14 protein-coding genes are annotated in these 15605 nt (G+C 65.0%); 5 read left to right on the top strand and 9 right to left on the bottom strand.

The features are described from left to right. Positions 1-218: 218 nt before the first annotated feature. Entirely contained in the window at positions 219-1904 is a 1686-nt protein-coding gene (locus ACZYZ7_RS05565; RefSeq protein ID WP_463740416.1) for a GMC family oxidoreductase, read from the bottom strand. A 220-nt stretch (positions 1905-2124) separates the two neighbouring features. On the opposite strand from ACZYZ7_RS05565, the gene ACZYZ7_RS05560 reads away from it, so the two are divergent. Then, the gene (locus ACZYZ7_RS05560; RefSeq protein WP_463740560.1) at positions 2125-3048 is read left to right on the top strand and encodes a ketopantoate reductase family protein; all 924 of its coding nucleotides are present in this window, start codon (positions 2125-2127) and stop codon (positions 3046-3048) included. 31 nt (positions 3049-3079) lie between these two features. On the opposite strand, the gene ACZYZ7_RS05555 is transcribed toward ACZYZ7_RS05560, so the two are convergent. From ACZYZ7_RS05555 to ACZYZ7_RS05540, 4 genes are all read right to left on the bottom strand, one after another. Beyond that, positions 3080-3277, bottom strand: a complete 198-nt coding sequence (locus ACZYZ7_RS05555) for a GNAT family N-acetyltransferase (protein ID WP_463740559.1) — start codon at positions 3275-3277, stop codon at positions 3080-3082. A gap of 137 nt (positions 3278-3414) precedes the next feature. Next, entirely contained in the window at positions 3415-4224 is an 810-nt protein-coding gene (locus ACZYZ7_RS05550) for an LLM class F420-dependent oxidoreductase (RefSeq protein WP_463740415.1), read from the bottom strand. Between the two features lie 150 nt (positions 4225-4374). Continuing rightward, on the bottom strand, positions 4375-5532 hold the full coding sequence (locus ACZYZ7_RS05545) for a serine hydrolase domain-containing protein (RefSeq protein WP_463740414.1): 1158 nt from the start codon (positions 5530-5532) through the stop codon (positions 4375-4377). A gap of 387 nt (positions 5533-5919) precedes the next feature. Then, on the bottom strand, positions 5920-6507 hold the full coding sequence (locus ACZYZ7_RS05540) for a TetR/AcrR family transcriptional regulator (RefSeq protein ID WP_463740413.1): 588 nt from the start codon (positions 6505-6507) through the stop codon (positions 5920-5922). Between the two features lie 106 nt (positions 6508-6613). Here ACZYZ7_RS05540 and ACZYZ7_RS05535 point away from each other — a divergent pair, with 106 nt between their 5' ends. Continuing rightward, on the top strand, positions 6614-7360 hold the full coding sequence (locus ACZYZ7_RS05535; protein ID WP_463740412.1) for an SDR family NAD(P)-dependent oxidoreductase: 747 nt from the start codon (positions 6614-6616) through the stop codon (positions 7358-7360). A gap of 21 nt (positions 7361-7381) precedes the next feature. Here ACZYZ7_RS05535 and ACZYZ7_RS05530 read toward each other — a convergent pair whose 3' ends face one another. Beyond that, entirely contained in the window at positions 7382-8143 is a 762-nt protein-coding gene (locus tag ACZYZ7_RS05530) for an IclR family transcriptional regulator (protein ID WP_463740411.1), read from the bottom strand. A gap of 177 nt (positions 8144-8320) precedes the next feature. Between ACZYZ7_RS05530 and ACZYZ7_RS05525 the strand changes: the two genes are divergently transcribed. Beyond that, a complete protein-coding gene (locus ACZYZ7_RS05525) occupies positions 8321-9598 on the top strand; it encodes a DUF6986 family protein (protein WP_463740410.1) in 1278 nt (425 codons plus the stop codon). An 8-nt stretch (positions 9599-9606) separates the two neighbouring features. Further along, positions 9607-10422 carry a bifunctional allantoicase/(S)-ureidoglycine aminohydrolase gene (locus ACZYZ7_RS05520; RefSeq protein WP_463740558.1) on the top strand — a complete coding sequence of 272 codons (816 nt, stop codon included), beginning with the start codon at positions 9607-9609 and terminating at the stop codon, positions 10420-10422. A 57-nt stretch (positions 10423-10479) separates the two neighbouring features. Here the strand turns inward: ACZYZ7_RS05520 and ACZYZ7_RS05515 are convergent, their stop codons facing one another. Both ACZYZ7_RS05515 and ACZYZ7_RS05510 read right to left on the bottom strand, forming a co-directional pair. Next, positions 10480-11202 carry an aspartate/glutamate racemase family protein gene (locus ACZYZ7_RS05515; RefSeq protein WP_463740409.1) on the bottom strand — a complete coding sequence of 241 codons (723 nt, stop codon included), beginning with the start codon at positions 11200-11202 and terminating at the stop codon, positions 10480-10482. A 12-nt stretch (positions 11203-11214) separates the two neighbouring features. Beyond that, entirely contained in the window at positions 11215-12720 is a 1506-nt protein-coding gene (locus tag ACZYZ7_RS05510) for an NCS1 family nucleobase:cation symporter-1 (RefSeq protein ID WP_463740408.1), read from the bottom strand. A gap of 224 nt (positions 12721-12944) precedes the next feature. Between ACZYZ7_RS05510 and allB the strand changes: the two genes are divergently transcribed. Next, on the top strand, positions 12945-14312 hold the full coding sequence (allB, locus tag ACZYZ7_RS05505; RefSeq protein WP_463740407.1) for an allantoinase AllB: 1368 nt from the start codon (positions 12945-12947) through the stop codon (positions 14310-14312). A gap of 244 nt (positions 14313-14556) precedes the next feature. Here allB and ACZYZ7_RS05500 read toward each other — a convergent pair whose 3' ends face one another. Continuing rightward, entirely contained in the window at positions 14557-15561 is a 1005-nt protein-coding gene (locus ACZYZ7_RS05500; RefSeq protein WP_463740557.1) for an AraC family transcriptional regulator, read from the bottom strand. Positions 15562-15605 lie beyond the last annotated feature (44 nt).

The following is a 15605-nucleotide window of genomic DNA, read 5'->3' as shown; positions in this document are numbered from 1 at the left end:
GCTTGCTGAGCAGGACGCCGCGCTCGAACCGCGCCGCCCACCACATCGGACGAAAGTAATTGGTGGGCAGTGCAATACAGTGCGACTTCTACTGGTAGCCAACCATATCTGGAGTGATCGCCGGGTTCGCAGTTAGCAGGTGTCGCCGTAGGCGGTGATCTTGTATTCTGTCGCGGCGAAATCAGGTAGGCCGGGGGACCGGGCCAGTATTCGCCGGCTTATCCCAGGATCGCCCGCGCTGCGCGCTCTGCGATGAGCATGACCGGTGCGTTGGTGTTGCCGGAAGTGATCGTCGGCATCGCGGAAGCATCGGCCACTCGAAGGCCGGCGACGCGGTACACGCGGCAATCGGTGTCGAGCACCGTAGCGGCTGACGTCGGGATACCTTGTGCATCAAAGGATCCCATCGCGCAGGTGCCCACCGGGTGGAAAATAGTCGTACCCAGTTCTCCAGCCGCTTTCTGCAGCTCGTCATCACTCACCAGTTGTGGGCCGGGAAGCAATTCCTGCGGGTGGTAACGGGCCAGAGCCGGCGCTGCCATGATCTGCCGGGTCATCCGGAGACCAGTCACGGCGGTCTGACGATCAGCCTCAGTCGACAGGTAGTTGCAGAGAATCTTCGGGCTGGTCAGCGGATCTGCATCGGCCATGCGCACATGGCCACGCGAACTGGGTCGCAGATTGCAGACCGAGGGAGTGATCGCCCCGAATGGGTGCAGGGGTTCGCCGAACTTGGGCAACGACAAGGGCTGTACATGCCACTCCAAATCGGGACTGGCCAGCGCGGCGTCGCTCTTGGCGAAGGCTCCCAGTGTGGAAGGCGGCATGGTCATGGGCCCAGACCGCAGCGCCAAGTACTGAAGTCCCATGCCCGCCCGAGTGATCCAATTGCGGTACAGCGTGTTGACGGTCGGGGCGCCCTGGATTCGGTAGACCGTTCGTAGCTGCAAGTGATCCTGGAGGTTTTCGCCGACTCCTGGCAGGTCGACGGCGACCGGTACGTGGTGTTGAGTAAGCAGCCCGGCTGGGCCCAGACCCGAGACCTGCATTAGATGCGGCGAGCCAATCGATCCAGCGCTCAGGATCACCTCGCGGCGGGCATGGACGTCGATGATCTGGCCGTCTTTGAGCAGCCGCAGGCCGGTGACGCGGTGCTGAGCCGTGGTCCAGGCACCGCGACGCTGATCCTCGTGGACTTGGTCATCCATCAGCAGCTGCAGGGCCTGGGTGTGGGTGTAGACGGTGAGATTGGGGCGGTGGGCGATCGGATGCAGGAATGCATCGGCCATCGACCAGCGCCGGCCGCGCCGTTGGTTGACATGAAAGTACGCACTGCCTGCGTTGTCGCCGCGGTTGAACTCGTCGATCGGGGCAATGCCCACCTGGGCGGCGGCGTCCTGCCAGGCGTCCAAGATCTTCCAGCGCACCCTTGGCCGCTCGACGCGGATCTCACCACCGGCGCCGTGCCAATCGTCGGCTCCGCCGAAGTAGTCTTCCAACTCTTTGTAGATCGCCAGCGTCTCACCGGGAGAGTCCGGGCCACCCCAATGCCATCGGTCGTCACCGGTGGCTTGTGCCCATAGGTCGTAATCGCTTGCCTGTCCGCGCATGTGGATCATGGCGTTGATCGATGAGCACCCGCCGATCACGCGGCCCCGCGCGTAGTGAATGCTGCGGCCGGCCAGACCTGGGTCGGCCTCGGTCGTGAAGCACCAGTCGGTGCGAGGATTGGCAATCGTGTACAGGTAGCCCACCGGCACCTTGATCCAGAACCAGTCGTCTTTGCCGCCGGCCTCAATCAAGAGCACACGATGGTCAGGGTTGGCACTGAGCCGATTGGCGAGCAGACAGCCCGCACTGCCTGCTCCCACGATAATGAAGTCGAATTCGGCGACGGGGCTCATTTCCGGGATCGTTCCTCCATGGCGTCGGATGCGTGTCCTAGTGTGCGCGATGACCGCCAGGTAGGAGGACATTCCCGCGCGTGCTGTCGCGGTTCACCGTGTCACCAGTGGCTGTTCGACGACAAACGTGCCCGGGCCGCAAACAGAATGCGGGCACCGAATGGAGCCCCTCGGCCGCACAATGAAGTGCGGTCGGCAGTGAGGCGGTGTGTACTCTCAGATGCGGATTTTGGTGCTGGGGGCCGGTGTGATCGGCAGTGTGTATGCCGCGCGCCTGTTGGAGGCTGGGCATACGGTTACGTTGTGCGCCAGGGGGAGTCGGCTTGCCCAATTGCGCGACTGCGGCCTGATTCTGCAGGACGTCGAAACCGGCTGTCGCACCGCTTGTGAGGTGGCTGCGGTTGCGACACCGGACGGTGTTGCATGTGACCTCGTACTGGTCGCGGTGCGCCGCGACCAGATGGTCGGCACGTTGCCTCTGCTGGCGAACGTGGATGCGGATGTGATGTTCTTCGGCAACGCTGCTGGCCTGACCGATACCCTGGCGAGGGCAATCGGCAAGCGGACACTGTTCGGCTTTCCCGCCGCCGGCGGGGTGCGCGAGGATGCGGGAGTGCGGTTCGTGTTGATCCGCGCGCAGAAGACGATGGTGGCTGACTCCGATCGCCGGCGATCCGCGCGGATGTACAGCATCGCCCAGATGTTCGAGTCCTCCGGTTTTCCGGTGACTATCAGCACCGATCCCGAGGGGTGGCTGACCGCTCACGCCGCGTTCGTCGTGCCGATTCAGCTGGCCCTGCGCCGTGTCGACATCCAGCCGCGGCGGCTGGCCACTGACCAGGCGCTGCTAACGACGATGGTGCGCGCCACCCGGCAGGCCTTTCGCGCCCTGGAGGCAGGCGGCAACACCGAGATTCCCCGCAACCTGCGTGCGCTGTATCTCCTCATGCCTGAACGCTTCGCTGCGTGGTATTGGCGCAAGACGTTCGCCGGCCCGCGCGGCGAGTTGTGGTTCGCCGCCCATACCCGCGCCGCGCCAGAGGAATTGGATTCACTCGCCGGGGCCCTGCACGCCGCCGTCGGGGCGAGCGGCTGGTGCGCACCGGATCTGGAGGCGTTGGCCAGCGGCTCGGGGGAAACATAATCCGCAACACGGCGCCATGTACTGGTAACCCTCAACATTCGATTCCGCCGTATCGGTGGTGCGAGGGATTGTTCCACCCGCCGACGGTCCACCAGATTCGGCGGCAACCCGTGGCGAAGGCTGCGTCCATCACCGCGCGGGCGGCTACAGTCCCGTAGCCCTGACCGTGGAAGCGTTTGAATATCTCGCAGGCGATTTCAGGCTCATCGAGAGTGCAACGGCCGACGATGAGACCGCAATAACCCAGCGGTTCATCATCTGTTCGCCCCGAATCGTGGGCAGCCGGATGCCGTTCTGTGCGGCCAGGATCCGTTGCGCGATCGTCCGAGGCTGATGCCGAGGAGAGAGATCAAGTCTCGGGCGTGGTCACCCGTTGTCTCGCCATGCGACCACCTGCTTGAGAGGCGTGAGGTCGTATCCGTTGTCGGAGGTGAGCTCGGTCTGGAACAGCGTGACGCCTGCCTCGCGGAAGGCATCGGCGCTATCGGCGTTCTCCCAGAGCGTGGAGCGTTCGATATCGGCACCGTTGCGGCCGAAGGTTGCTGCCAGCTCGTCGACGCGGTCGCTGGACCTGCGGAATGCGTCGAGGTCCTGAAACGCATGCCAGATGTCGGCGTGCCTGGCAACGGCGGGTAGCGAGCGCTTGGGCCCCGTGCCGCCGATGAGGATGGGTAGCTTGCGCACGGGCGGCGGAATCAGTGCGGCCAGCCGTTTTTCGATGCGGATCAGGCTCTCGTCGAACAGGTCGAAGCGCGAGGCGAAGGTGCCGTAGTCGTAACCATAGGTGGTGTAGTCCTTTTCGTACCACCCCGCGCCGAGGCCCAGGATGAGCCGGCCGCCGCTGATGTGGTCGACGGTGCGCGCCATGTCAGCGAGTAGGTCGGCGTTGCGGTAGCCGACGCCGGTAACGAGGAGCCCGATCTCGGCATGTGAGGTGATCTCGCCCCACGACGCGAGCGCGGTCCAACCCTCAAAGTTGGCGACGTCGGGTTGCTCGTCTAACAGGACGGGCTTGCCGTCGACGATCGCCTCCATCGCCGGGCGGTGGAAGTGGTCGTAACCGAAGATTACGTCGACGCCGAGGTCGTCGGCGGCGAGGACGGCGTCGCGCCATGTGGCGTAGTCGGGCGTGCCGCCGGGCTGGATCTGCACGGCAACGCGGACGGGACGGGTCATGGTGCTCCCTGGGTCGGGGAAAGGAGGTGACTCCAGAGCCAAGTTCACCCGGGTGCGGGTTTATTCCGGATCTGCACATCAATGCCGGTAGAGCGTCCGTCGAGCTAACGACCGGGATGGAGCACCGCGCGTATCAGTTGTTCCGCGGTATTACAGCGCGTCGTACACCGCGGCGATGAGCCGATAGGCACGGCGATCGCCGGCCAGCCAGTCGCGGCGCAGGTTGGGCACGAAGGCGAAAGCGACCTTGTGTTCGAGATCTGCCAGTCCTACCGAGCCACCGGCCCCCGGGTGACCGAAGACGGTCGATTGCGCAGGTTCGGGCACCACGAAGTTCTGCGACGGCAGCATGTAGCCGAGCCCGAATGCACTTTCCAAGCGCAGCACCCGGTCGCGGCCGCGTACGCGTTCTGTGATCGCTTCCCGCAGGGGACCCGGGGCGACCAGGGTTCCGCTGATCAGGTCGCCATAGAATTTGGCCAGATCACGAGCGGTGGTAACTAGGCCGGCCGCGGGCCAGCCGGCCGCCAATACTTCTGGATCATTATAGGATGCAACGGGATTCGATGCTGCCCGGATGAACAGCGATTCTGGATCGGACATCGCGGCCACCATCTCGGCGACTGTGTCGTCCGGTATCGGCGGCGCGTTCTCGGCGCTCCAGGCACGCTGCTCGGGCGGTGGCGAACTGATCCGGGCGGCCTCGCGCACCGCCGCTCCGGAAGCGCCGATGAACAGCCGATCGCCCAAGTGGCGCCGGGTGAACTCGCCGACAGTCAGGCCGGTGTGGCGGCGCACGAATTCGCCGACCAGCCATCCGAAAGTCAAAGCGTGATAACCATGTTCGGTCCCGGGCTGCCAGAGCGGGCATTGGCGCGCCAACAGGTCGGCCATCGCCGCGGGATCTGAGGCTTGGACCACCGAAACCGGGCGCTCCAAGACGGGCAACCCGGCCCGGTGGGCCATCAGGTCGCTCAGTGTGGTCTCGCGCTTGTCGTGTTGTGCGAATTCCGGCCACCAGGCGCTCACCGGTTCGTCGGCGCCGCGGCCGCATTGCTGGGCGACCATGAGGGCCGCGGTCGCCGTCACACCCTTGGTGCAGGAAAAGGTCGGACAAGCGGTATCGCGCGTCCATGGACGTCCGGTCCGTCGGTCGGCGATGCCTCCCCACAGATCCACCACCGCACGACCGTCGATAAATACCGCCACCGCGGCGCCGAGATCGTCGCCGTTGGCCAAACCTGCTTCAAAGACGGCTTTCACTTCCGCAAAAGCGGGGTCAGCGTGCCCCGCCGCTGGACTGGACATACACCGAATTAGAACACGTTCTAGTCTTGGTCGAGTGCGGATCCCGCACACTACCCGCGAATCGGCGCGCTGTGGCCGCCCTCAACGAACAGGTCAACGACAAACTCGGGTTCACGCCAAATCGAATCGTCGGCACCGGTTGGTAAACCTACCGGGCGGGTCGAAACTGATGCGATAGGTCGAGTCGTCCCGTCGCACCGGCCGGTGTAATGGCTTCGGCTGAGCGGGACAACAAATACAGTGGGCCAACGACTTTCGTCTAGACGAGTCGATGTGGCTACGCCTGCGCCGATCGGGGGGACCATCAGGCTGGAGATGACTCATCTGACGAAAGAGGACAAAGGCGGCTGACAGGCACAGCGAACAGTTGAATTCGCGCCCGCCGGTTCAGTCGCCAGCGCGATCCGGCAGGAGTTGGGCCGCAAGCGATCGTGCCGTGGCGGCGAGCGTGGCGGTGTCCAACCCCGTCCGGCCCATGAATACGAGCCCTTGTTGCGCGGCCAGGAGGGCCCGTGCAAGCGCGATCGGATCCGCCCCGGCCGGCACGTCGCCCTCGCGCTGGGCGCGGGCGACACAGTCACCGATCAGTGCGGTGGATTTGTCGTAGGTGCGGCGGGCGTGAGCAAGCACTTCCGGATCGGCATGACCAAGCTCGTAGGTGCTGTTGGCCATGAGGCAGCCACGCCGCGCATCGGCGTCAGTCGGTGCCTCGAGGAGCGTGCGAAGTGCGTCCAGAGCCCGTGGAGTCTCGGCGAGCGCCGTCCGAAGCTCCTCGTGTCTGGCGTCCGTGTAGCCGCGCAGCGCCTGCAGGAACAGCTGATGCTTGTCGCCGAACGCCGCATAGAGGCTGCCTTTGCCGAGCCCACTGACTCTCATCAGGTCTTCCAGTGAGGTCGCAGCGTAACCGGTGCCCCAGAACTGATCGCAGACGGCGGTCAGCACCTGCTTCTCATCGAACGATCGCGGGCGTGCCATGCAACACAGAATACGGATTGTTGACCGCGCGGTCCACTATGCCTATGGTGGACCGTACGGTCAAGAACTACAGAGAAGGTCGGACCGACCAGGAAGCGGGAAGCGCATGGGAAAGCTGGACAACAAGGTCGCGCTCGTGACCGGCGGATCGCGGGGGATCGGGGCGGCATCGGCGTTGGCACTGGCCGACGCGGGAGCCGACGTCGCGATCAGCTACTCGTCCTCGGCCGATCGAGCCAAGGCCGTCGTCGCCGAACTAGAGGGAAAAGGAGTGCGCGCGGCGGCATTTCGAGCCGATCAGGCGGATCCCGAACAGGCCGCGGGCCTGATAGGGCGCGTGGTGGAGCACTTCGGGAAGATCGGCATTCTGGTCAACAACGCGGCCGTCTCGGTCACCGGCCTGATTGACGGTGAGCACGCCGACGAGTCTGCCTTCGACCGCCAGCTCGCCATCAACTACACCAGCGTGGTGGCCGCGATCCGGGCGGCGTACCCGCTGCTGCCGGATGGCGGGCGGATCGTCAGTATCAGCTCGGGCGTGGGGACGCGAGTGGGCTTCCCGGGGATGGCCGACTATGCGGGGTCCAAGTCCGCCCTTGAGGGCTACAGCCGCGGCGCGGCCCGCGATTTGGCGCGCCGGGGCATCACGGTCAACATCATCCAGCCCGGGTTCGTCGCCACCGAAATGAACCCCGCCGATGGCCCGGCCGCATCCACGTTCCTACCGACGACCGCGATGGGGCGCTACGGCAGGCCCGACGAGATCGCCGCCGGCGTCGTCTTCCTCGCCAGCCCGCAGGCCTCCTACGTCACCGGCACAGTGCTGAGGATCGACGGGGGATACAGCGCTTAGCGCGACTGCGCCGCTGGAGGTTTACCGCTCCTTCGCCCCGATCAGGGCTTCCGAGATCACGCCGGTCGCCTTCTTCAGTGCGGGAACGGCTCGAGCGATCAACTCCTCAGTGATATGAGCCGAGGGCCCGGAGATGCCGATTGCCATTGGAGTCGGAGCGCCGGGCACCGCCATCGCGACGGAGCGAACACCGATCTCGAACTCCTCGTTGTCGATCGCATAGCCGTCGATGCGCACGCGCTCGACGTTCGCGAACACCGCAGAAAGGGTGGACGCACTGTTCTCGGTCGGTGCGGGAAGTCCGGACTGCGTGACCAGTTTCAGAATGCGCGCATCGTCCAACTCACCCAGAACGGCCTTGCCCACACCGGACGTGTGCAGGCCGACGCGCTTGCCGACTTCGTTGTTCGGCCGCATCAGCTTCGAAGGCAGCACCTGCCCGGTGTAGATCACCATGTCACCGTCGAGCACCGCGAGACTTGCCGTCTCCGACAATTCATCGACCAACGACTGCAGCACCGGAGCGGCGACCGCGCCCAACTGGCGGTTCGCCACTTCACCAAGCCGAATCAGCCTCGGCCCGAGGGCGTAGCGGCGATTGGGCAGCTGGCGCACGTAGCCGATTCCGACCAGTGTGCGCAGGAAACGGTGAATGGTCGGCGGCGGCAAGGGCGACTCCGCCGACAACTCGGTCAGCGAGCACTCTCCTCCAGCACGCCCGATCAACTCCATCAACTCGAACGCGCGCTCCACCGACTGCACGCCGCCTGTCTTCTCCGCCATTCAGTCCACTCCCGGCCGACGATTGTCGTTCCATCCAACATGCGCAAGATCATTTCCGCAATATGGAAAAAGTGTTTCGATGAAGAAACGTACATCGCGCAACGATTACACTCGCGTTAAACTCCACAATGTGGAATTCTGTCCTTACGGGAACTTCCAGACAGGGGAGGCACATCTGTGACACAACGCCTCGACAATGCGGTGCTGGCCGACGTCGACCGCCGCCTCTCGGCCTCCGACGCACAACTGGTGAACCAATACCCCGGTGATGACGGCCGTCGGCAGCCGATCCACACCGTCTACATTCCGGGCAACCGGTACTCGGCGACGATGCCCGCCGACTGGGGCTCCACCGCTGTCGCAGCCGCGAAGGACGCAGGCGGGCTCGACGCAGTGGCCGCACTCGTCGGTGCGAGCAGCGGAACCGACTGTGAACCCGAGACTCTGGCAGCCCTCGTCGAGAACAAGCTGACCACCGAGCCGATCGAAGACCTCCGCATCGACTTCGAGGACGGCTACGGCACCTTCGACGACGCGACCGAGGACGCCGATGTCGCACAGGCGGTTGCAGCACTGCGGATCGCGCTCGACGCAGGCACCTCGACGCCGTTCGTCGGCACCCGCTTCAAGTGCTTCGAAGCCGGCACCCGGGCGCGCGGACTGCGCACGCTCGACATGTTCGTCAGCGGACTCGTCGACTCCGGCGGCCTGCCCGACGGCCTCACCCTCACCCTCCCCAAGGTGACGTCCGTCGACCAGGTTGAGGCGATGGTCGTCGTCGCGAGCGCGCTCGAGCGTGCGAACGGACTGCCGGCCGGCCGCATCCGCTTCGAAGTGCAGGTCGAAACACCCCAGGCGATCCTCGGCGCCGATGGCCGCGCACCCGTTGCCCAGTTCGTCCACGCCGGCCAGGGCCGCGTCAGCTCGCTGCACTACGGGACCTACGACTACTCGGCGTCCCTCGGTATCGCCGCCGCCTACCAGTCGATGGAGCATCCGGCGGCAGACCACGCCAAGAACGTCATGCAACTGGCCGTCGCAGGCACCGGCGTGCACATGTCCGACGGCTCGACCAACATCCTCCCGGTCGGTGAGCCCGACAACATCGCCATGGCGTGGAAGTTGCACGCGCGCCTCGTCCGACGCCACCTGGAACGCGGTATCTACCAGGGCTGGGACATGCACCCCGCCCAACTGGTCACCCGATACCTGTCGACCTACGCGTTCTACCGTGGCGCCTTCGCGCCGGCCGCGACACGCCTGCGCAACTACGTCCACCGGCTCGACTCGACCGTCATGGACGAGCCGGCCACCGCCCGCGCGCTCGCCAACGTGATCCATCGTGGCAGCGTGTGCGGCGCCCTCACCGTCGATGAGATCGAGACAGCCACCGATCTCTCCATGTCCACCGTGCGCGACATCGCGCTCGGCCACTCAACGAGGAGCAATCGGTGACCCACCCAGTGACCGCAGCGTCGTACTACACGCCCCGCGGCGGCCTGCCCCCGCAGACCGATCTGCTGACCGACCGTGCCATCGTCACCGAGGCCTACACGGTGATCCCGCGCGGCGTCCTCTCGGACATCGTCACCTCGGTGTTCCCGGAATGGACCGACACGCGCGCATGGATCATCAACCGCCCGGTCGCCGGTGGCGCGACGACCTATTACCAGGCGATCGTCGAGGTCAAGCCGGGCGGCGGGGCGCAGCGACCCGAGCCGCAACCCGAGGTCCAGAGCTTCCTGTTCGTCACCTCCGGTGCGCTCACCGTCGACGCGGCAGGCCAGTCGCAGACCCTCACCGAGGGCGGCTTCGCCTACCTTCCGGCCGGTACCGACTGGTCGGCCCACAACAACGGCGACGTCGACGCGACGTTCGTGTGGATCCGCAAGCGCTATGAGGCCATCGAAGGCCACACGCCGTCGGTGAAGTTCGGCAACGAGCAGGACATCGAACCGTCAGCCATGCCCGGAACCGAAGGCAAATGGCGCACGACGCGCATGCTCGACCCGCAGGACCTGGCGTACGACATGCACGTCAACGTCGTCACCTTCGAGCCGGGCGCGACCATTCCGTTCGCCGAGACCCACGTGATGGAACACGGGCTCCTGATGCTCGAAGGCAAGGCCGTCTATCACCTCAACGGAGACTGGGTGGAAGTTCAGGAAGGCGACTTCCTCTCGCTGCGCGCCTTCTGCCCGCAGGCGTGCTACGCGGGCGGGCCGTCGAACTTCCGTTACCTGCTGTACAAGGACGTCAACCGCCAGATCATGCTCTGACGGACGACGAGACCGGGCGCCTGGATTGTGGCGCCCGGTCTCGTCTAAATCGTTGGCCTACAGCTGGAATGGCCAGCCGGTGACCTTCTTCTCGCGGGGAGTCGCGTAGGTACGCACCTTCGAGGTGGACAGGCCCATCCGGACCAGCCCTTCGGCGATGGTGACCGCCGAGCGGACTCCGTCAACGATCGGGACGCCGGTCGCGGCTCGCACCTTCGCTTCGAGCTCGGCCATACCGCCGCAGCCCAGACAGATCACTTCGGCGTGATCGTTCTCGACGGCCTCTCGAGACTGGCGGACGATCGCCTCGACCGCGCGGTCCGGATCCGATTCGAGTTCGAGCACACCGAGGCCCGACGCCCGCACCGACGCGCATCGTGCGTCGAGTCCCGCCAGCTTGAGACGGTCTTCGATCAGCGGGACGGTGCGGTCGAGGGTGGTGACGACCGAGTACTTGTGTCCCAGATACATCGCCGTCGACGCGGCCGCCTCGGTGATGTCCACCACCGGGACGTCGAGCAACTCCTGCAGACCTTCCCGACCGTGCTCGCCGTAGCCGGCCTGGATCACCGCGTCGAACGGCTCGGGGTAGGACGTGATCGCGTCCATGACGGCGATGGCCGCGAGATAGCTCTCGAAGTTTCCTTCGCACGAGTCCGCGCCGAAACGTGGTGTGATGCCGACGATCTCGGTACCCGGAGACGCGACACCGCGCGCCGACTCGGCGATCGCATCGGTCATCGAGACCGTCGTGTTGACGTTGGCTACGAGGATTCTCATGGCGGTTCCTGTCTAGTGCGTGCTCGCCACGGCGATGGGCTCACCGGAGATGTCGTGGAAGGGTCCTCGGCGATCTGCGACCGCCAGGTACACGATCGCACCGAGCCCGGCACCGATGAACCAGGAGAACTCCGAGACAACTCGGAACGCCGGAACGAACGCGAGCAGCAGCGCCACGACCGCCGTGATGACGAGGGCGACCACGGCACGCACGTTGATGCCCTTCGCGTAGTGGTATTCACCGGACGCATCGGTCGAGAACAGGGCGAGAACGTTGATCTTGGAACGACGCACCAACCAGTAGTCGGCCATGATGATTCCGAACAGCGGCCCGAGAATGGCGCCGAGGCCACCGAGGAAGTAGTTGATCACGGCAGGGGAGTTGTACAGGTTCCACGGCAGGATCACCAGGCCGATGGCGGCTGAGATGAGTGCTGCGCGACGGAAGTTGAGGTGCTTGGGGAACAGGTTGTTGAGCGCATAGATCGGTGCGACAAAGTTCGCCATCAGGTTCACCGCGATGGTCAGGATCAGCAGCGCGAGTCCCGCGAGCACCAGCAGCAGGGTGTTCGGCACTTCCTTGACGATGTCGGCGGGCGATTCGATGATGCGTCCGTCGATGCGGAACTGAGCACCGGCCAGCGTGATGACGATGCTGCCGAACACCAGCATGTTGAGCGGGATGCCCCAGAAGTTGCCTTTCACGATGGCCCGCTTCGACGTCGCGTTACGGGTGAAGTCGCAGAAGTTGAGGACGAACGTGCCGTAGATCGCGACCCACAGGCTGGCGCCGCCGACGATCTTCAGCCACATGTCGAGGCCGGTCAGCGAGTCGGGCGTGGTCCACGCGATGGACCAGTCGGCGCTGCTGAGCATCCAGATCGCGAGCGCGACCATCGTGATCAGGATGACCGGACCGGCGACCGCCTCGTACTTGCGAATCATCTCCATGCCGTAGCTGACGATGACCACCTGGATCACCCACAACCCGACGAACGAGATCCAGCCGAGCGTCGACAACCCCAGGAAGCTGTTCGAGTCGAGACTCTGGGCCGACGGTGCGAGCGCGACGATCAGGATGCGTAGTACCACAGACGCGAGGTACGTCTGGATGCCGAACCATGCGATCGCGACCGCGCCGCGGATGACGGCGGGGATCTGCGCGCCGCGGGTGCCGAACGAGATGCGGCTCATCACCGGGAACGGGACACCGGTCTTTTCCCCCATGAACCCGGACAGGCTGAGCAGCAGGAAGAGGAAGACGCCGCCGAGTCCGAGCACCAGCAGGATCTGCCACCCGCCGAGGCCCAGGGCGAACAGGCCGATGGCGAACGAATAGTTCCCCAGGCTGTGTACGTCGTTCGCCCACAAGGTGAAGATGTTGTATGCGCCCCACCGTCGACCTTCGCGCTTGGTGGGCGCGAGATCGGCGTTGTACAACAACGGGCTCACGTCGGCGAACGGGGTTGCATCGGTACGACTGGAGTCGCCGATGAGCCCGGTGGACTCTGTGGTCATGGATAAGCCTGTCACGGTCAGTGCGACGACGCTCGACGCCGGCGCATACATTCCATTATGTGGAAGTAATATTCCACGAATTTAGTAAGTAAGTCGCATCCAGGCACCCACTGTCAAGCTTTTGGCGCGATTGACTGTGTCAACGCTCACACTTACAGTTGCCCGAAGGGTGGAGTGTCATTTCCACAATGAGGAATTATGCTGCTAGCCATGGAGAGCTGCCGATGACCGCCGACGCGCCCGAGACGCTGAACCAGCCTGAATTCGACCTGGTGGTCCGCGGCGAACGCACGCTGACGACGGCGGGAATCGTCGCCCGCGAGATCGGTATCCGCGACGGTCGCGTCGTCGCGATCGAGCCGCTGGGAAGTGGCCTCACCGGCGCGGAGATCATCGAACTCACCGACGAGCAGGTCATGATCCCCGGCCTGGTCGATACGCACGTGCACGTCAACGAGCCGGGCCGCACCGAGTGGGAGGGGTTCGACTCCGCTACCCGCGCCGCGGCGGCCGGCGGCGTGACCACGCTGATCGACATGCCGCTCAACTCGATTCCGCCGACGGTCAACGTCGAAGCCCTCAACGCCAAGCGTGCGGCGGCATCGGGCAAGACGCACATCGACGTCGGTTTCTGGGGCGGGGCGATTCCCGGCAACACCGACGATCTGCGGGGTCTGCACGACGAAGGTGTGTTCGGCTTCAAATGCTTCCTGCTGCACTCCGGCGTCGACGAGTTCCCGCATCTCGACGCGGACGAGATGGAGAAGGACATGGCCGTGCTGGCCGACTTCGACTCCATGATGATCGTGCACGCCGAGGACTCCCGCGCCATCGACCATGCCCCCACAGCCGAGGGGGACCGGTACGAGCGCTTTCTCGCGTCGCGACCGCGCGGCGCCGAGAACGTGGCGATCGCCGAGGTTATCGAGCGCGCCCGATGGACCGGTGCCCGCGCGCATATTCTGCACCTGTCGTCGTCAGACGCACTGCCGATGCTCGCGACCGCAAAACGTGACGGCGTCAAGATCTCTGTCGAGACGTGCCCGCACTACTTGACGCTCCTCGCCGAGGAGATCCCCAACGGCGCAACGGCATTCAAGTGCTGCCCGCCGATCCGGGAGGCGTCGAATCGGGAACTGCTGTGGCAGGGCCTTCTCGACGGCACGATCGACTGCATCGTCTCCGACCACTCGCCGTCGACGGTCGACCTGAAGGACGTCGAGAACGGTGACTTCGGTGTTGCCTGGGGCGGTGTCGCGTCGTTGCAACTCGGCCTGTCGTTGATCTGGACCGAGGCCAAGCGTCGCGGCATCAAGCTCACGCAGGTGCTCGAGTGGATGGCGGCCAAACCCGCCGCGCTCGCCGGACTGAGCAACAAGGGCAAGATCGCGCTGGGCTACGACGCAGACTTCGCGATCTTCGAGCCCGAGTCCGCGCAGGTCGTCGACGTGCACAAGCTGCACCACAAGAACCCGATCAGCCCCTACGACGGACGCGCACTCGCCGGTGTCGTGACGAGTACCTGGTTGCGCGGCAAGAAGATTGACTTCCAGACCGCACAGGGTCGGATGCTGCGCCGCGGCGGCGTCTAGCGAAAGGCGATGCCGGCGGCGAACTCCTCAGTGGCGCAAGCAAGGGCTTGTGGCGGCGAGTCCGACCCATGGGTCAGTCAGCGGGCCGCGTGCCGCGGCGCTATCAGTCTGTCGCTACAACCAATTGATGCACGGTATAGCTAGACGTTGCATTGGCCATGTCAACCTGATGTGGATGGGTGGACTGAGCTTGGCCCCGGATAGTGCGCGTTGGTGCCGGTTGTCGTTGACTCGTCGCTGGAGGTTAGCGGGCGGTGCGGGCGGTGCGGTAGTCGCTGGGTGTCATGCCGAACCAGCGTTTGCATGCCCGGGTCAGCACGCTCTGCTCGGCGTAACCGAGTTGGCGACACAGCTGCACGAGGGGCAGATCGGTGTCGAGCAGTAAGCGTTGGGCGAGTTCACGGCGAGTGTGATCGAGCATCTTGCCGAAGGTGGTTCCTTCGGTGACAAGGCGTCGTTGCAGCGTTTTGGGGTGGATGCCGAACTGGCGGGCGACGAGTTCGGCGGTCAGCTCTCCGGTGGGCAGGAGTTGGCGGACGATCCCGCGCACGGTTTCGGTGAAGCCCCTCAGCTGCTCGGTGCGGGTGCTGGACAGGTAGCGCAAGGCGAGCTGATGGGCCAGCGGATCGTGGTTGAGCGGGCGCTGTAAGTGGTTGGAGCGCAGGGTGAATCCGGCGAACGGGTCGTTGAAGTGCGGTGGGCATCCGAAGTAGCGGCGGTAGTCGGTTCTGGTGCCGAGTGCGGGGTGGGGCAGGTGCACGGAAACGGCTCGGTAGGTGGTGCCCAGGAACAGGTGCAGCACCCGGAGGGTGACGCCGAGGGCCAGTTCGATGGCCTGGGCCTGTGGTGGCCTCGGGTGCAGGAGGAAGTCGAATTCGAACCGGCACAGCGTCTCGTCGGTGTGTGAGTGGATGCGGGCGGTGATGCCGGGACTATAGGCGCTCATGTAGGTGTCGATGATGGTGAATGCCTCGGCCACGGTGGTGGCGGTGCGGGCGGCGACACCGACCGGGCCGAGGATGTCGATGCTCTGCCGCAGCGCGAGCTGGCGCCCGAAGTCATCCACACCGAGCACCGCGGCTGCGCTTTCGACCGCGGCGATGGCGCTACGCAACGGAAGATAGCGGTCACGTTGTCCGGCATCGGCGGGATCGATGCCGGCGAATTCCAGCAACGAAGCCGGGTCGCCCCCGTGGGCGGCGGCGAGCTCGTTGAACCCCACCAGCGATGATCCCTGGATCAACTGCATGTCCATCACAATCAAGAAAATGTCCAGCATAGTCAAGACAATGG

Source organism: Mycobacterium sp. IDUB_17 (genome assembly GCF_055419465.1).
Note: the sequence above shows the minus strand (reverse complement) of the source record. Positions and strands in the feature narration are given on the sequence as shown.

Bases quoted from the DNA above. Each gene is read 5' to 3' on its own strand.
- ACZYZ7_RS05540 (WP_463740413.1), bottom strand. From the start codon at position 6,507: ATGGCACGCCCGCGATCGTTCGATGAGAAGCAGGTGCTGACCGCCGTC.
- allB (WP_463740407.1), top strand. From the start codon at position 12,945: ATGACCGCCGACGCGCCCGAGACGCTGAACCAGCCTGAATTCGACCTG.
- ACZYZ7_RS05550 (WP_463740415.1), bottom strand. From the start codon at position 4,224: ATGACCCGTCCCGTCCGCGTTGCCGTGCAGATCCAGCCCGGCGGCACG.
- ACZYZ7_RS05515 (WP_463740409.1), bottom strand. From the start codon at position 11,202: ATGAGAATCCTCGTAGCCAACGTCAACACGACGGTCTCGATGACCGAT.
- ACZYZ7_RS05545 (WP_463740414.1), bottom strand. From the start codon at position 5,532: ATGTCCAGTCCAGCGGCGGGGCACGCTGACCCCGCTTTTGCGGAAGTG.
- ACZYZ7_RS05560 (WP_463740560.1), top strand. From the start codon at position 2,125: ATGCGGATTTTGGTGCTGGGGGCCGGTGTGATCGGCAGTGTGTATGCC.
- ACZYZ7_RS05530 (WP_463740411.1), bottom strand. From the start codon at position 8,143: ATGGCGGAGAAGACAGGCGGCGTGCAGTCGGTGGAGCGCGCGTTCGAG.
- ACZYZ7_RS05535 (WP_463740412.1), top strand. From the start codon at position 6,614: ATGGGAAAGCTGGACAACAAGGTCGCGCTCGTGACCGGCGGATCGCGG.
- ACZYZ7_RS05565 (WP_463740416.1), bottom strand. From the start codon at position 1,904: ATGAGCCCCGTCGCCGAATTCGACTTCATTATCGTGGGAGCAGGCAGT.
- ACZYZ7_RS05510 (WP_463740408.1), bottom strand. From the start codon at position 12,720: ATGACCACAGAGTCCACCGGGCTCATCGGCGACTCCAGTCGTACCGAT.
- ACZYZ7_RS05500 (WP_463740557.1), bottom strand. From the start codon at position 15,561: ATGCAGTTGATCCAGGGATCATCGCTGGTGGGGTTCAACGAGCTCGCC.